Source organism: Actinomadura geliboluensis (genome assembly GCF_043197915.1).
Taxonomy (GTDB): Bacteria; Actinomycetota; Actinomycetes; order Streptosporangiales; family Streptosporangiaceae; genus Spirillospora; species Spirillospora geliboluensis.
On the sequence record NZ_JBICUA010000001.1, the window covers coordinates 140,075 to 155,066 of the forward strand.

Annotated in this window: 13 protein-coding genes; 6 read left to right on the top strand and 7 right to left on the bottom strand. The window is 74.6% G+C overall.

The window, feature by feature from the left end:
- Nucleotides 1-158 precede the first annotated feature (158 nt).
- On the top strand, nt 159-2,102 hold the full coding sequence (locus tag ACGFI1_RS00700) for a CASTOR/POLLUX-related putative ion channel (RefSeq protein WP_449201318.1): 1,944 nt from the start codon (nt 159-161) through the stop codon (nt 2,100-2,102).
- On the opposite strand, the gene ACGFI1_RS00705 is transcribed toward ACGFI1_RS00700, so the two are convergent.
- Nucleotides 2,080-3,114, bottom strand: coding sequence for a hypothetical protein (locus ACGFI1_RS00705; RefSeq protein ID WP_387068601.1), 1,035 nt, complete (start codon nt 3,112-3,114; stop codon nt 2,080-2,082). The genes ACGFI1_RS00700 and ACGFI1_RS00705 overlap by 23 nt on opposite strands.
- Before the next feature lie 43 nt (nt 3,115-3,157).
- Complete coding sequence (locus ACGFI1_RS00710) at nt 3,158-4,117, bottom strand: MBL fold metallo-hydrolase (protein WP_386868532.1); 960 nt, start codon at nt 4,115-4,117, stop codon at nt 3,158-3,160.
- Between the two features lie 155 nt (nt 4,118-4,272).
- On the opposite strand from ACGFI1_RS00710, the gene ACGFI1_RS00715 reads away from it, so the two are divergent.
- The 4 genes from ACGFI1_RS00715 to ACGFI1_RS00730 are packed head-to-tail and all read left to right on the top strand — an operon-like array spanning nt 4,273 to nt 7,511.
- A complete protein-coding gene (locus ACGFI1_RS00715) occupies nt 4,273-5,652 on the top strand; it encodes a hemolysin family protein (protein WP_240807645.1) in 1,380 nt (459 codons plus the stop codon).
- Nucleotides 5,649-6,668 carry a hemolysin family protein gene (locus ACGFI1_RS00720; protein ID WP_392781695.1) on the top strand — a complete coding sequence of 340 codons (1,020 nt, stop codon included), beginning with the start codon at nt 5,649-5,651 and terminating at the stop codon, nt 6,666-6,668. Before ACGFI1_RS00715 ends, ACGFI1_RS00720 begins: the two co-directional genes overlap by 4 nt.
- Nucleotides 6,669-6,728: 60 nt before the next feature.
- Entirely contained in the window at nt 6,729-6,962 is a 234-nt protein-coding gene (locus ACGFI1_RS00725) for a helix-turn-helix domain-containing protein (RefSeq protein ID WP_067794089.1), read from the top strand.
- A gap of 3 nt (nt 6,963-6,965) precedes the next feature.
- Nucleotides 6,966-7,511, top strand: coding sequence for a Clp protease N-terminal domain-containing protein (locus ACGFI1_RS00730; protein ID WP_387068605.1), 546 nt, complete (start codon nt 6,966-6,968; stop codon nt 7,509-7,511).
- Here ACGFI1_RS00730 and ACGFI1_RS00735 read toward each other — a convergent pair whose 3' ends face one another.
- Entirely contained in the window at nt 7,512-8,039 is a 528-nt protein-coding gene (locus ACGFI1_RS00735) for a hypothetical protein (RefSeq protein WP_392781698.1), read from the bottom strand.
- A 153-nt stretch (nt 8,040-8,192) separates the two neighbouring features.
- On the opposite strand from ACGFI1_RS00735, the gene ACGFI1_RS00740 reads away from it, so the two are divergent.
- Nucleotides 8,193-9,368, top strand: coding sequence for an MFS transporter (locus ACGFI1_RS00740; RefSeq protein WP_392781701.1), 1,176 nt, complete (start codon nt 8,193-8,195; stop codon nt 9,366-9,368).
- Here the strand turns inward: ACGFI1_RS00740 and ACGFI1_RS00745 are convergent.
- Genes ACGFI1_RS00745 through gndA form a run of 4 tightly spaced genes read right to left on the bottom strand, consistent with a single transcriptional unit; the run spans nt 9,365 to nt 14,874 of the window.
- Nucleotides 9,365-10,219 (bottom strand): carbon-nitrogen hydrolase family protein, encoded by an 855-nt coding sequence (locus ACGFI1_RS00745; protein ID WP_386868542.1) that lies wholly within the window; start codon nt 10,217-10,219, stop codon nt 9,365-9,367. The genes ACGFI1_RS00740 and ACGFI1_RS00745 overlap by 4 nt on opposite strands.
- 11 nt (nt 10,220-10,230) lie before the next feature.
- Nucleotides 10,231-12,741: a DEAD/DEAH box helicase gene (locus tag ACGFI1_RS00750; RefSeq protein WP_386868544.1), complete on the bottom strand. Its 2,511-nt coding sequence runs from the start codon at nt 12,739-12,741 to the stop codon at nt 10,231-10,233.
- 53 nt (nt 12,742-12,794) lie between these two features.
- Nucleotides 12,795-13,391: an HD domain-containing protein gene (locus ACGFI1_RS00755; RefSeq protein ID WP_392781704.1), complete on the bottom strand. Its 597-nt coding sequence runs from the start codon at nt 13,389-13,391 to the stop codon at nt 12,795-12,797.
- Nucleotides 13,392-13,449: 58 nt separating this feature from the next.
- Nucleotides 13,450-14,874: an NADP-dependent phosphogluconate dehydrogenase gene (gene gndA / locus ACGFI1_RS00760; protein ID WP_386868548.1), complete on the bottom strand. Its 1,425-nt coding sequence runs from the start codon at nt 14,872-14,874 to the stop codon at nt 13,450-13,452.
- Nucleotides 14,875-14,992: the final 118 nt, after the last annotated feature.

Below are 14,992 nucleotides of genomic sequence, written 5' to 3' on the forward strand. Positions count from 1 at the left end.
GGCACGGCACGCAGGGGCCGGGGTGGAATTCTCACCACCTCGGCCCCTTGGTTGCGCACCGGGCAAAACGCTATTAGGGGATAATGCCGGTAATAGCACAAGACATCGCAATAGGCTGCCGGCGGGCGACGACCGGCGGCCGATAGGGGGCGTACCGGTTGGCACCTGTGACGCGACGGGAGCGCATCCGCTACTGGTTCGACCGGACGATGTCGAAGGGGACGCCGGCCCTCATCGGCTGGCTCGGCCTGGCCTCGGTGGCGCTGGTGCTCGTGGTGGCGACCGCGGCGGTCGTCATCGCGCCGCGCGACACCGACGAGAACGGCGACTGGCCCGGCATGGTGTGGCGCAGCCTGCTGCGCACGCTCGACCCCGGAACCATGGGCGACGACACCGGCACGGGCCCGTTCCTGGCGCTGATGCTGACCTCCACCGTCGGCGGCATCTTCATCGTCAGCTCGCTCATCGGCGTCCTCACCACCGGCCTCGAAGCCAAGATCGGCGAGCTGCGCAAAGGCCGGTCGCGGATCGTCGAGCACGACCACACCGTGCTGCTCGGCTGGTCCGAGCAGGTCTTCACGGTGGTCGCCGAGCTGGTCGAGGCCAACCAGAGCAAGCGCAGGTCGTGCGTGGCGATCCTCGCCGACCGCGACAAGGTCGAGATGGAGGACGCGATCCGCGCCCGCGTCGGCGACCTCGGCCGCACCCGGATCGTGTGCCGCACCGGCAACCCGCTGAAGGTCGCCGACGTGGAGCTGGTCAGCCCCGGCACCGCCCGGTCCATCCTCATCGTCACCCCGGAGGTCGCGGACGCCGACACCCGCGTCATCAAGGTGCTGCTGACGCTCGGCGCCCGCACCTGGGGGCGGCACCGCCCGCACGTCGTCGCCGCCGTGCACGACTCGGCGAACCTGCCCGCCGCCCGGCTCGCCGGCGGCGAGCGCGCGCACGTCATCGACGCCGACGACGTCGCGATCCGGCTCATCGTGCAGTCGCACCGCCAGTCCGGCCTGTCCCAGGTCTGCACCGAGCTGCTGGACTTCGCCGGCCACGAGTTCTACATGCGGCCCGAGCCGGCCCTCGCCGGCGTCCCGTTCGGGGAGTCGCTGTCGGCCTACGACCTCGGCGTCCCCGCCGGGCTGCGGCGCGCCGACGGGACCGTGCTGCTCAACCCGCCGATGGACACCGTGATCCGCGCCGACGACGAGGTCATCGTGCTGGCCGAGGACGACCTGCTGATCAGGCTCGCCGGCGGCCCGCCGCCGCCGGTGCGGGAGGAGGCGATCAGCACGGCCGTCGCGCGGGACCCGGTGCCCGAGCGGACGCTGATGCTCGGCTGGAACCACCGCGCCCCGAAGATCATCGAGCTGCTGGACGAGTTCCTCGCGCCCGGTTCGGAGCTGGTCGTCGCGGCGCCGCGCGAGGACCCGACCGGGCAGCTCTCCGAGCCCGCCAACCTCAAGGTCGGCTTCGTCCGGGCCGAGCCGACCGAGCGCCCGTCGCTGGAGTCCCTCGACGTCGGCGGGTACCAGAAGGTCATCGTGCTGTCGGACGCGGGCCACGACCCCGACACCGCCGACGCCCGCACCCTCGTCACCCTGCTGCACCTGCGCGACATGGAGGACGCCCTGGGCGACCCCGGCACCCCCGGCGGCGACTCCGTCTCTCGTGGGGGGACGACCCCCCACACCCCCCGGAACGACCCGTTCGCGATCGTCAGCGAGATAAACGACGACGCGAACCGCGAGATCGCGCAGGTCACGAAGGCCGACGACTTCGTGGTCAGCGAGAAGCTGATAAGCCTGATGCTGACCCAGCTGAGCGAGAACCGGCACCTGTACGACGTGTTCGTGGACCTGCTCGACCCCGCCGGCTCGGAGATCTACCTCAAGCCCGCCTGCGACTACCTGGTGCCGGGCGCGGCGGCCGACTTCGCGACGCTGATCGAGTCGGCGCGGCGGCGCGGCGAGGTCGCGCTCGGCTACCGGCTGACCGCGCGGTTCCACGAGCCGCCCGGCTACGGCGTGGTGCTCAACCCGGACAAGACGGCCCCGCTCACCCTGGCCGCCGACGACCGCGTCATCGTGCTCGCCGAGAACTGACCCCGGCGCCCCCGGCGGGCGGGACCGGGCCGCGGCCGGCGCGCACCGCGCCGGGGCCGTCCGCGCGCAGCGCCCGCTCGGCGCGCCGGGCGTCCGCGGCCATGCCGCGGACCTCCGCCGACGCCAGCTCGTCCGCGGCGGTGCCGGCGAGCAGGTCCCGGTAGCGGGCGTTCTGCTCCGGCAGGCCGCGCAGCACCAGCGCCTCGTGGTAGGCGTCGTCGGCCTCGGCGGCGCGGCGCGCGTAGTCCTCCAGCGCCTCGATCCGCCCGGTGACCGAGCGCACCGACAGGTCCAGGGCGCGGTCCTGCGGCTCCAGCAGCGCCCGGACGCCCGGCGAGAGCCGCCCGGGCTCCTGGGCGCGGCGCTCGCGGCGCAGCCGGGTGTGCTCGGCGAGGGCGTCCGCGATGGCCCATTCCTGCCTCGGCAGTACGACCGCGTTGTTGATGTCGTCCAGCAGCCCGGCGCCGTTCGCCCGCGACCCGAGGACGGCGTCGACCGCCCGCTGGGCGCGGACGAGCAGCCCCGCGGCGGGGCGGTCGAAGTCGGCGGGCAGCAGGTAGGAGCCGTGGTGCTCGCGGGCGGCGCGCGCGGCGGGCGGCTCCCCCAGGTGCCGCAGCGCCCCGGCGACCCAGCCGGCGAAGCTGACGCCGGCGAGGACGGCGGCGGCCTGCACCTGGCCGAGCAGCAGCAGGACGACCTGCACCGCCGGCGTGAGCATCATGGCGAGGACGGGCAGCCGCCCCCACCGCCCCGCGCGGCCGAGCAGCTCGCCGTCGTCGGGCGCGTCGAGGAAGCACAGCCGCAGCCAGCCGCCCGGCAGCACGCCGTAGAAGACGGCGAACGCCGGGATCCACACCAGCCGCGCCACGACCGCGGCCGCGCTCAGCCGGGGCGGCGGGGGCGCGGGCAGGCTCGCCGGGACGAGCCGGTCGGGCGCCGCGGCGAGCAGCGCGCGGGCCTCGGTGCCGAGGGCCGGGTCGAACACCGGGCGGGGGCGGGCTTCTCCGGTCATCGTCACTTCCCTCCCTACTGTCCCGGGATCCGGACGGCCCCGGCTAGTCCTGCAGCTCCGCCCAGACCTCGCGGTCGCGTTCCGCCGTCCAGATGCGGGGGCGCTCGACGCCGTCCATCTCGTCCCAGAGCCGGGCGACGTCGAAGGGCAGGCAGTGCTCGAAGATCGGCCAGTGGCCGTAGGCGGGCGCGAGGGCGGCGCGGACCGCGGTGAAGGCGTCCTTGCGGGTGCCGCCGCCCCGCCGGACCCTGCCGACCTCGTCGAGCATCACGGCGAGGAAGTCGCGGGTCTGCGCGACCGCGGCGCGGGCGGCGTCCCGGCCGTGCGCGACGGCGCCGCGCCCGCCGACGAGGGTCTCGGCGCCGAAGGAGTCGACGTGGTCGAGGGTGCCGGCCGCCCACTCGCGGTGGAAGGCGTCGCCGGTGTAGAGCGCCGCCTGCGTCTCGACGAGGTCGCCGGCGAACAGGATCCGGTGCCGGGGCAGCCACGCGACGATGTCGCCCTCGGTGTGCCCGCGCCCGCAGTAGGCGAGGTCGAGGTCGCCGCGGCCGCCGCCGAGGTCGATGGTCAGGGTGCCGGTGAACGTCACCGACGGCCAGGTGAGGCCGGGGATGCCGTCCGGGTCCTTGAACAGCCGGGGCATCCGGCCGAGCTCGGAGGCCCAGTCCTGCTTGCCGCGCTCGGCGATCAGCGCGCGGGTCAGGTCGTGCGCGATGACCACCGGGGCGCCGAACGCGCTGGCGCCGAGCGTCCGGACGGCGTGGTAGTGCGACAGCACCAGGTAGCGGACGGGCTTGTCGGTGTGCTCGCGCAGCACCGCGAGCCAGTCGCGGGCGGCGGCCGGCGTGGCGAGCGCCTCGAAGCAGACCAGGAAGTCCTCGCCCTCGACGGCGCCGACGTTCGGGTCCCCCTCGGCGGTCAGCGCGTACACCCCGTCGGCCAGGACCTCCAGCGTCGGGGTCTTGTCGCCCAGGTCTGCGGACGACGCGAACGGTCTGGGCATCGGCCCCCCTCGCACTCGTGGCCCCGGCTCGCGCCCTCGCGGGCCGGTTCCGCCCGTGCACGGGTTCATTCCATGCAGAGGTTCATTCCACGCAGAGCGGTCGATAACCGTCCGGGAATCGGGAGAGACGGCGTCCCGCCGGGGTAGGGAAGATCGTGGACGACGGGCGCCGGACGGCGGCGCGGCGGAGGGAGGGCCGGGTGAACGGCGCGCTCGGGCTGCTGGCGGTGCTCCTGCTGACGGCCGCGACCGGCTACTTCGTGGCGCAGGAGTTCGCGTTCGTCACCGCCGACCGGCCCGTCCTCGCCCAGCGGGCGGCCGAGGGCGACCGGGCGTCGGCGCGGGCGCTGCGGGTGATGGGGCGGCTGTCGTTCATGCTCTCCGGGGCGCAGCTCGGCATCACGGTGACCGCGCTGGTCGTCGGGTTCATCGCCAAGCCCGCGCTGGCCGACCTGCTCGCCCCGGCGCTGCGCGCGGCGGGGGTGCCGGACGCGGCCGTCGGCGGCGTCGCGGTGGCGGTCGGCTTCGCGTTCGCCACCGTGATCCAGATGGTGCTCGGCGAGCTGTTCCCCAAGAACTTCGCGCTGGCGCGGGCGGAGCCGCTGGCCCGCGCGCTCGCCGCGTCCACCCTCGTGTACCTGGCGGCGGCGGGCCCGCTGATCAGGCTGTTCGACGCGTCGGCGAACCGGCTCGTCCGCGCGGTCGGCATCGAGCCGGTGGAGGAGCTGCACCACGGCGCGACGCTGGAGGAGCTCGGGCACATCATCGGCGAGTCCGGGGAGCAGCTCCCGGCGGGGCAGGTCGACCTGCTGGAGCGGGCCCTGGTCTTCTCCGACCGCGACGCCGAGGAGGTCATGGTGCCGCGGGTCGACGTGGTGACCGTGCAGGCGTCCGCGCGCGCCGCCGAGCTGAGCGACATCGTCTCGGCGAGCGGGCACACCCGGTACCCCGTCCTCGGCGAGGGCGTCGACGACGTGGTCGGCGTCGTCGGGCTGGCGGAGCTGATCACGCTCGGCACGCGGGAGGCCGCGCGGGTCCGGGTCGCGGAGATCGCGCGGCCGCCGGTGCTGCTGCCGTCCTCGCTGCCGCTGCCGGAGGTGGTGCTCCGGCTGCAGGGCGCGGCCGAGCCGATGGCCTGCGTGGTGGACGAGTACGGCGGCTTCGCCGGCATCGTCACCTGGGAGGACGTCGCCGAGGAGCTGGTCGGGGAGATCGCCGACGAGAACGAGCCGGGCGAGGAGCTGGCGATCCGGACCGGCGAGTGGTGGACGACCGACGCCGGGCTGCGGATCGACGAGGTCGCCCACGAGACCGGCATCGCGCTGCCGGAGGGCGACTACGAGACCGTGGCGGGGCTGCTGCTGAAGCGGCTCGGCCGGGTGGCGCGGCCCGGCGACGTGGTGCGGGTGGACATCCCGCCGACCCGGCTGGACGAGCCGCCCCGCACCGCGGTCGTCGAGGTGCTGACGGTCCACCGGCACGTGCCCGAGCTGATCCGCGTCCGCACCGTCGAGACCGCCGGGGAGGACCGGTGAACCTCGCGCTGGGCGCGCCGGTCACGCTGGCGCTGCTGGCCGGCAACGGCTTCTTCGTCGCCACGGAGTTCGCGCTGGTGGCGGCGCGGCGGCCGCGGCTGGAGCGGGCCGCCGCGCGCGGCGGGCGGGCGGCGGGCGCCGCGGTCGCCGGGATCGACGAGCTGTCGCTGACGCTCGCGGGCGCGCAGCTCGGCATCACGATGTGCTCGCTCGGCCTCGGCCTGGTGTCCGAGCCGGTGTTCGCGGGGGCGCTGACCCCGCTGTTCCACACCGCCGGCCTGCCGGGGGGCGCCGCGCACGCGGTCGCGTTCGTGCTGGCCCTGGCGCTGGTGACGTTCCTGCACATGGTCGTCGGCGAGATGGCGCCGAAGTCGTGGGCGATCGCCGACCCGGAGCGCTCCGCGACCGTGCTGGGGCTGCCGTTCCGCGCGTTCGCGACCGTCGCGCGCCCGCTGCTGGCGGTGCTGAACGGCGCGACGAACCTGCTGCTGCGCGCGGTGGGCGTCCGGCCCGCGGACTCGCGGGAGGTGTCGCGCACGCCGGAGCAGCTGCGCAGCATCGCGGAGGAGTCGCGGCGGCTCGGGCTGATCGCGGAGCGCGAGCTGACCCTGCTCACGACCGCGCTGGACGCGCCGCGCGTGCCGCTGGCCGGGCTCGTGGTGCCGGTCTCCGACATCGTGTCGGTGCCGGCGACCGCGTCCCCGCAGGAGGTCGTGGACACCGCCGCCCGCAGCGGCCACACGCGCCTCATGCTGCGCGACCCGGACCGGCCGGGCGCCGCCCGCATGGTGCACGTCCGCGACGCCTATCTGGCCCGCGCCCGGGGCGCGGCGACGCCGGCCGGGCGGCTGGCGCACCCGGTCCCGGCGATGCCGGTCGGGACGCCGGTCGGGGAGGCCGTCGCGATCCTGAAGTCCCACCACAGCCACCTCGGCCTGGCGGTGGCCCCGGACGGCGGCATCGCGGGCCTGGTCAGCCTGGACGACCTGCTCACCACGCTGCTGACCGTCCGCTGAACCGCCGACTCGCGTCAACATCGGTTGACACGGCCCATGATGTCAACCTACATTGACGCCATGAGCGATGGAGTGACGCTCGCCCAGGAGGCGAGCAGCCGGGACCCGGCGGTGGGCCTGCGGGCCGTGCGGGCGCTGCGCGAGCTGGCCGAGCGGCTGGAGGCGCTGCAGGTCGCCAGCGCCCGCGACCAGGGGTGGTCCTGGCAGGAGATCGCGGTCTGCCTCGGCGTGAGCCGGCAGGCCGTCCACAAGAAGCACGGCGGCGGGCGCCGCCTTCTCAAAAAGGAGCAGTGAGGGATGTTCGAGCGTTTCACCGACGGCGCGCGGGCGGCGGTCACCGGCGCCCAGGCGCAGGCGCGGGCCCTCGGCGCCCCCTTCATCGGCACCGAGCACCTGCTGCTGGCGATCGCCGACGGCGGTGACGCCATGGCGCGCCTGCTGGACGGGCACGGGCTCACGGCGGAAGGTCTGCGCGCCCGCCTCGCCGGTATGAGCCGGTCCCCACTGGACGCCGACGCGCTGAAGAGCATCGGCATCGACCTGGACGCCGTCCGCGCGGCGACGGAGGCGAGCTTCGGCGCGGGCGCGCTGGACTCCCCCGCCGGGGCCCGGTGCGGCGAGAAGGGCCATCTCCGGTTCACCCCGAGGGCCAAGAAGTCGCTGGAGCTGAGCCTGCGGCACGCGATCCGGCTCAAGCAGAAGCGCATCGAGAGCGGGCATATCCTGCTCGGCGTGCTGCACGACAAGGAGTTCATGGCCGCACGGCTGGTCACCGGGGCGGGCGTGGACGTCGGTGAACTGCGCGCCGGCGTCGAGCGCGCGCTCGCCTCCCGGGCCGCCTGATCAGCCGCCGAGGCGGCCGGAGAGGGCGGCGACGCAGGCGGCCCTGCGAGCCGGATCGTCCGGGAAGCGGCGGCGGCACTCGGCGGCGACCCAGGACGGCGTGGCCGGGCGCGCGGTGCGCGGCTTGCGCGCCTTGTGCCTCGGGTGCCGCACGGGCGGGCGGGGACGCGCCTTGCGGGGCGCCGGGCGCGGTGCGGCGGAACGGGGGCGCGCCCGCTTCGGGACGGCCCGCCCGCCGGGCGCCCGCTCGCGTTCCCGGTCGGTGGTGGTCACCGGGCCAGGCGCCGGCGCCTGCGGAGGCGCCGAAGCCGGGGGCGGGGGCGGCGGCGGTGTGGCGGCGTCCGGCACGACCGTGCGGGCCGGGGCCACCGGTTCCGTCCAGGAGCCGACCGCGAAGAACCCCGCCCCCATGGCGAGCGCGGCGACGGCGACGGGCAGCCACGGCGTCCGGAGCACCCGGCGCCGCACCGGCGGGCTCGGCTCGGCCCGGGTGAACCCGGCGGGCGGGAGGCTGGAGGAGAGGCGCACCCTCCGATGGTCACGCTGAGCAGTCGTCCGGACACGGAGAATCGCCCCGACCGTTGCCAGCTTGATACACACTCCGGCCCCGCACGTGGTCATCGCGTGACCCGGGCCGTCCGGCAGGGCACGCCGGGCGAGGCCCCTGCTAATTTCTTGGACGTGCCCAACGCTCCCGGCCGGCGGATGGGGCCGCTGTACGCGGCCGGGTTCACCACCGCGTTCGGGGCGCACGGGATCGCCGCCAACCTGGGCGGCTTCTCCGACGACGCCGTCACCTCCCTGCTCGTGCTCGGCGGGCTGCTGGCGCTGTACGACGGCGCGGAGGTGGTCCTCAAGCCGCTGTTCGGCACCCTCGCCGACCGGGTCGGCGCCCGCCCGGTGCTGCTCGGCGGCCTCGTCGCCTTCGCGGCCGCGTCCGCGCTGTACGCGGTGGCCGGCAGTCCCGGATGGCTGTGGGCGGCGCGCCTCGGCCAGGGAGCGGCGGCCTCGGCCTTCTCCCCCGCGGCCTCGGCGCTGGTTGCCCGGCTCAATCCGGACGCCAAGCTCGGGCGGGCGTTCGGGAGCTACGGCTTCTACAAGTCGATCGGCTACACCCTCGGCCCGCTCCTCGGCGGGGTGCTGGTGTGGGCCGGCGGCCTGCGGCTGCTGTTCGCGACCCTGGCGGTGCTGGGCGCCGCCGTCGCGGTGTGGGCCGCGCTCGCCGTCCCCGCCGTGCCGCCGCTGCCGAGGGCCCGGCAGACCGTTCTCGACCTCGCGCGGCGGCTGGCCGACCCCGCGTTCCTCGGCCCGACCGCCGCCCTCGCCGCCGCGACCGCCGCGCTGTCGGCCGGTGTGGGGTTCCTGCCGGTGTCCGGCCGGGCCGCCGGGCTCGGCAGCATCGCCACCGGCGCCGCGGTGTCGGTCCTCGCGGCGTGCGCGGCGGTCGTCCAGCCCTGGACCGGGCGCGCCCTCGACGCGGGGCGCGTGAGCGCCCGCACCGGCGTCCTCGCCGGGCTGGCGGTCACCGCCGCCGGGCTGGGGTGCGCCGCGCTGCCCGGCCTGCCCGGCGTCCTCGCGGCCGCGGTGCTGGTCGGCGCGGGCACCGGGCTCATCACCCCGCTCGGGTTCGCCGCGCTCGCCGCCCGCACGCCCTCCGCGCGCATGGGCCAGACCATGGGCGCCGCCGAACTCGGCCGCGAACTCGGCGACGCCGGCGGGCCGCTGCTCGTGGGGGGCGTCGCCACCGCGGCCGCCCTCGCCTACGGCTACGCCGCGCTCGCCGCCCTGCTCGCCCTCGGGGCGGTCCTCGCCCTCCTCGCCGCCGTACCGCGGCCGGCCCGGCGTGACCGCGGCTAGCCGGCCTGGACGACCGTGAAGCGGCGCAGCGCGAGCGCCGGGTTCTTGGCCCGGACGGCGGCGATCCGCTCCGCCGAGACCTCACCGGACACGACGCCCGGGTCCTCCCCCAGCCCGGCCGCGACCACGCCCATCGGGTCGGCGATCATGCTGTTGCCGGCGCCCATCGGGGCGCACTGGCCGGCGGCGGCGACGTAGACGGTGTTCTCGATCGCGCGGGCCCGGACCAGCGTCCGCCAGTGGTCCTCCTTCAGCGGCCCCGGCACCCAGGCCGCCGGCAGCGCCAGGACGTCGGCGCCCGCGTCCACGATCCGCCGCGTCACCTCGGGGAACCGGACATCGTAGCAGGTCTGCATGCCGAACGTGACGCCGTCCACGGCGAACGTCTCCGGCTCGCCGATGTCGCCCGGCCGGACCAGCGCCGACTCCTCGTACCCGAACGCGTCGTACAGGTGCAGCTTGCGGTACTCGGCCACGATGCCCCCGCCGGGGCCGACGGCGACGAGCGTGTTGGAGAAGCGGGGCGCCGGGCGGAGCTCGTCCGCTGACTCGCGGTGGGCGGGGGCCGGAGGACGGCCGGGATCGTCCAGCCGCTCGTTCACGCCCGCGACCAGGTGCACGCCGTACCGCCGCGCCAGCGCGCCGAGCCCGGTCGTGAACGGGCCGTCCAGCGGCTCGGCGGAGTCGACGAACCGGCCGTCCAGCTTCGGCGCCGTGAACATGGCGAACTCGGGGAACACCACGACCTTCGCGCCGCGCCCGGCCGCCTCGGCGGCCAGCCCGCCGATCGCCGCGAGGTTCTCGTCCTTGTTGACGCCGGGCGCGAACTGCGCCACCGCCACCTGCACCATCGCTGCCTCCCCTACATCCGGTCGACGCCGGTCACCCGGATCACGGCCTCGCCCTCCTGGTCGGAGCCCGCGAGGTCGACCTCGGCGCTGATGCCCCAGTCGTGATGCCCCTCCGGGTCGTCGAACACCTGCCGGACCCGCCACAGCGCGTCCTCCGGCACCTCCTCGATCCGCAGCAGCTTCGGGCCGCGCGCGTCGGCGCCGGTGAGCAGCTCGTCGTGCTCGGCGAAGTAGCCGTCCATCGCGTCGGCCCACGCGTCCGCGCCGAAGTCGGGGTCGAGGTCGCCGAGCTCGCCGTACCGCTCCAGCGCCGCCAGCTCCACCCGCCGGAACAGCGCGTTGCGGACCAGCACCCGGAACGCCCGCGCGTTCGCGGTCACCTTCGTGACCCGCTCCTCGATCGGCTGCTCCAGGTCGCCCTCGTCGGCGGGGTTCGCGAGCTGCTCCCACTCGTCGAGCAGGCTGGAGTCGACCTGCCGGACCAGCTCGCCGAGCCACTCGATCAGGTCGATCAGGTCATCGCTCTTGATGGACTCCGGGACGGTCTGCTGCAGCGCCTTGTACGCCCCCGACAGGTACCGCAGCACCAGGCCCTCGGCCCGCGCCAGCTCGTAGAACCCGATGTACTCGGTGAACGTCATCGCGCGCTCGTACATGTCGCGGACGACCGACTTCGGGCGCAGCGGATGGTCGCCGACCCACGGGTGCCCGGCCCGGTAGATCTCGTAGGCGGCGTCGAGCTCGTCCTCCAGCGGCTTCGGGTGGTCGACGTCCTGGAGCAGCTCCATCCGCTCCTCGTACTCGATGCCCTCGGCCTTCATCTCCTGGACGGCCTCGCCCCGCGCCCTGTTGACCTGCGCCGCGAGGATCTGCCGCGGGTCGTCCAGCGTCGCCTCGATCACCGACAGGACGTCCAGGGCGTAGGACGGCGACGCCGGGTCGAGCACCTCGAACGCGGCCAGCGCGAACGTCGACAGCGCCTGGTTGAGCGCGAAGTCCTCCTGGAGGTCCACCGTGACGCGCGCGTACCGGCCGAGGTCGTCGGGCTCGGGCAGCACCTCCACGACCCCGCCCGCGAGCAGCGACCGGTAGATCGCGATGGCCCGCGAGATGTGCCGCCGGCGCGCCGCCGGCTCCTCGTGGTTGTCGGTCAGCAGCCGCTTCATCGCCTGGAACGCGTTGCCCGGCCGCGCGATCACCGACAGCAGCATCGCGTGGCTGACCTGGAAGCGGGACCGGAGCATCTCCGGCTCGGCCTCCTGCAGCTTGGCGAAGACGTCCTCGTCCCAGCCGACGAACCCCTCGGGCGGCTTCTTGCGCTGCACCTTCCGCCGCTTCTTCGGGTCGTCGCCCGCCTTGGCGAGGGCCTTCTCGTTCTCGACGACGTGCTCGGGCGCCTGCGCGACGACGAACCCGACCGTGTCGAACCCGGCGCGCCCCGCCCGCCCGGCGATCTGGTGGAACTCCCGCGCCCGCAGCCGCCGCACCCGGTGCCCGTCGTACTTGCTCAGCGCCGTGAACACCACGGTCCGGATCGGGACGTTCACCCCGACGCCGAGGGTGTCGGTGCCGCAGATGACCTTCAGCAGCCCGGCCTGCGCGAGCCGCTCCACCAGCCGCCGGTACTTCGGCAGCATCCCGGCGTGGTGCACCCCGATCCCGTGCCGGACGAACCGCGACAGGTTCCGCCCGAACTTGGTGGTGAACCGGAAGTTGCCGATCAGCTCCGCGATCCGCGCCTTCTCCGCCTTGGTGCACACGTTGATGCTCATCAGCGCCTGCGCCCGCTCGATCGCCGCGGCCTGCGTGAAGTGCACCAGGTAGATCGGCGCCTTCTGCTCGGCGAGCAGCTCCTCGATCGTCTCGTGCAGCGGCGTCACCCGGTAGTCGTAGATCAGCGGGACGGGCCGCTCCGCCGAGGTCACCAGCGCCGTCGGCCGGCCCGTCCGCCGGGTGAGGTCCTTCTGGAAGAACGTGACGTCGCCCAGCGTCGCCGACATCAGCAGGAACTGCGCCTGCGGCAGCTCCAGCAGCGGGATCTGCCACGCCCAGCCCCGCTCGGGCTCGGCGTAGAAGTGGAACTCGTCCATCACCACCACGCCGATGTCGGCGTCGGCGCCGTCCCGCAGCGCGATGTTGGCCAGCACCTCGGCCGTGCAGCACACGATCGGGGCGTCGGCGTTCACGCTGGCGTCGCCGGTCATCATCCCGACGTTCTCGCGGCCGAACATCTCGCACAGGTCGAAGAACTTCTCCGAGACCAGCGCCTTGATCGGCGCAGTGTAGAACCCGACCTGCTCCTTGCCGAGCGCGGCGAACAGCGCCCCCGCCGCGACCAGGCTCTTGCCCGACCCGGTCGGGGTCGACAGGATCACGTTGGCGCCGGACACCACCTCGATGAGCGCCTCCTCCTGCGCCGGGTACAGGGTGATCCCGCGCCCCGACACCCACCGCTCGAACGCCTCGAAGAGCGAATCGGCGTCAATCTCGTTTCCGGAGGGAAGCTCATCGATAAGGCTCACCCCTCCATCCTGCCCCCGATCGCCCACTGCCCGTGCCGGTGGGCGTCCCGCGCTCACACCAGCGCGTGGCCGTACGCGGCCGCCAGGGGCTTGAGATCGGGTTCGCCGTACAGCGCGCGCATCTCCTGGAAGACCTGCTCCTTGCCCGCGCCGAACCGCCGCACATGGACGGCATAGGTGTCGGCCGACACGAAGACCGGCGGATTGGTCTTGCTGTGGAACTTGTCGGCGTACATCACGAGCCGCTCCTCGCCGGTCTGCGCGACATAGTCGCCCGGCGGCAGCGGGAGCGCCTGCCGCTCGATGTCGTCGCGGGTCAGCCCCATGCCGGTGTGGCAGGAGCAGAACCGGCAGATCACCTCGGGGAAGCCCTCGTCGCGCAGCAGCTCATGCCCGAGCACACCGTGCCGGACGTACCCCTTGAAGTCGATCTCCCCCGCGGCGTCGTAGAGCCGGTACACCCCGATGTCGTGCAGCAGGCACCCGGCGCGCACCAGGTCCGCGTCGGCGTCGAACCGGCCGTCGGCCATGATGCGCTCGGCGATCTCGCACACGATCGCGCAGTGCGTCCAGACCAGCTCGAACGCCTCCCGCCCCGGCGCGCACCTCTCGTGCAGCGCCCGGATCTCCGCGTCACTCGGAACCCGCATCCCGCAAGCCTAGATCGGCTCGCGCGCCGGGCCGGGCGCGCGAGCCGGGAAGCGGGGATCAGGCCGAGGTCTCGGTGCGGTCGCCGCCCCAGAGGGTGTGGAACGAGCCGTCCCGGTCGACGCGGCGGTAGGTGTGGGCGCCGAAGAAGTCGCGCTGGCCCTGGGTGAGCGCGGCCGGCAGCCGGTCGGCGCGCAGCGAGTCGTAGTAGGCGAGGGCCGTGGAGAAGCCGGGCGCCGGGATGCCGAGGCGGGCGGAGGTGGCGACGACGTCGCGCCAGGCGTCCTGCGCGTCGCCGACGGCCGCGGCGAAGTGGTCGTCGGTCAGCAGCGTCGGCGTGTGCGGGTCGGCCTCGTAGGCGGCGCGGATGCGGTCCAGGAACTCGGCCCGGATGATGCAGCCGCCGCGCCAGATGGTGGCCATCGCGCCGAGGTCGATGTCCCAGCCGTACTCGGCGCTGCCCGCCTGGATCTCGTGGAAGCCCTGCGCGTACGCGACGATCTTGGACGCGTAGAGCGCCTTCTCGACCGCGTCGGCGAAGCCGGCGCCGGCTCCGCCGGTGCGGGACGGGCCCGGCAGCCCCTGCGCGGCCTCGCGGAGGGCGGCGTGGCCGGAGACGGAGCGGGCGAACACGGCCTCGGCGATGCCGCCGACCGGGACGCCGAGGTCGAGCGCCGTCTGCACGGTCCAGCGCCCGGTGCCCTTCTGCTCGGCCTGGTCCAGCACGACGTCGACGAACGGGCGGCCGGTGGACGCGTCGGTGTGCGCGAGGACCTCGGCGGTGATCTCGATGAGGTAGGAGTCGAGGCGGCCGGCGTTCCAGGTGCGGAAGACCTCGGCGATCTCGGCGGGCGCGAGCCCGGCGGCGTGCCGGAGCAGGTCGTAGGACTCGGCGATCAGCTGCATGTCGGCGTACTCGATGCCGTTGTGCACCATCTTCACGAAGTGGCCGGCGCCGTCCGGGCCGACGTGGGTGCAGCAGGGCGTGCCGTCCACCTTGGCGGAGATGTCCTCCAGCAGGGGGCCGAGCGCGGCGTAGGACTCGGCGGAGCCGCCCGGCATGATGCTCGGGCCGTGCAGCGCGCCCTCCTCGCCGCCGGAGATGCCGGTGCCGACGAAGTGCAGGCCGCGCTCGCGGAGGGCGGCCTCGCGGCGGCGGGTGTCGAGGAAGTTGGCGTTGCCGCCGTCCACGATCATGTCGCCGGGCTCCAGCAGCGGCGCGAACTCGTCGATCACCGCGTCGGTCGGGGCGCCCGCCTTCACCATGATCACCAGCCGCCGGGGGCGCTCCAGCGACGCGACGAACTGCTCGGGCGTGTCGGCGGGCAGGAACGTCCCCTCGTCGCCGAACTCCTCGACGAGCGCCTTGGTCCGGCTCGGCGTGCGGTTGTGGACGGCGACGGCGTGCCCGTGCCGGGCGAGGTTGCGGGCCAGGTTCCGGCCCATCACCGCCAGTCCGGTGACCCCTATTCGCGCCTTCTGCATTGGCTCACTCCTCCTCGTGTGCGACCCTGACCGAGGGGTTGTACGCGGGGCATGATCCCTCTGTTCGAGTGCCGGACCGGTGTGCCCGGGCTCGGCGCGGGAACGGGTCGCGCGGTAC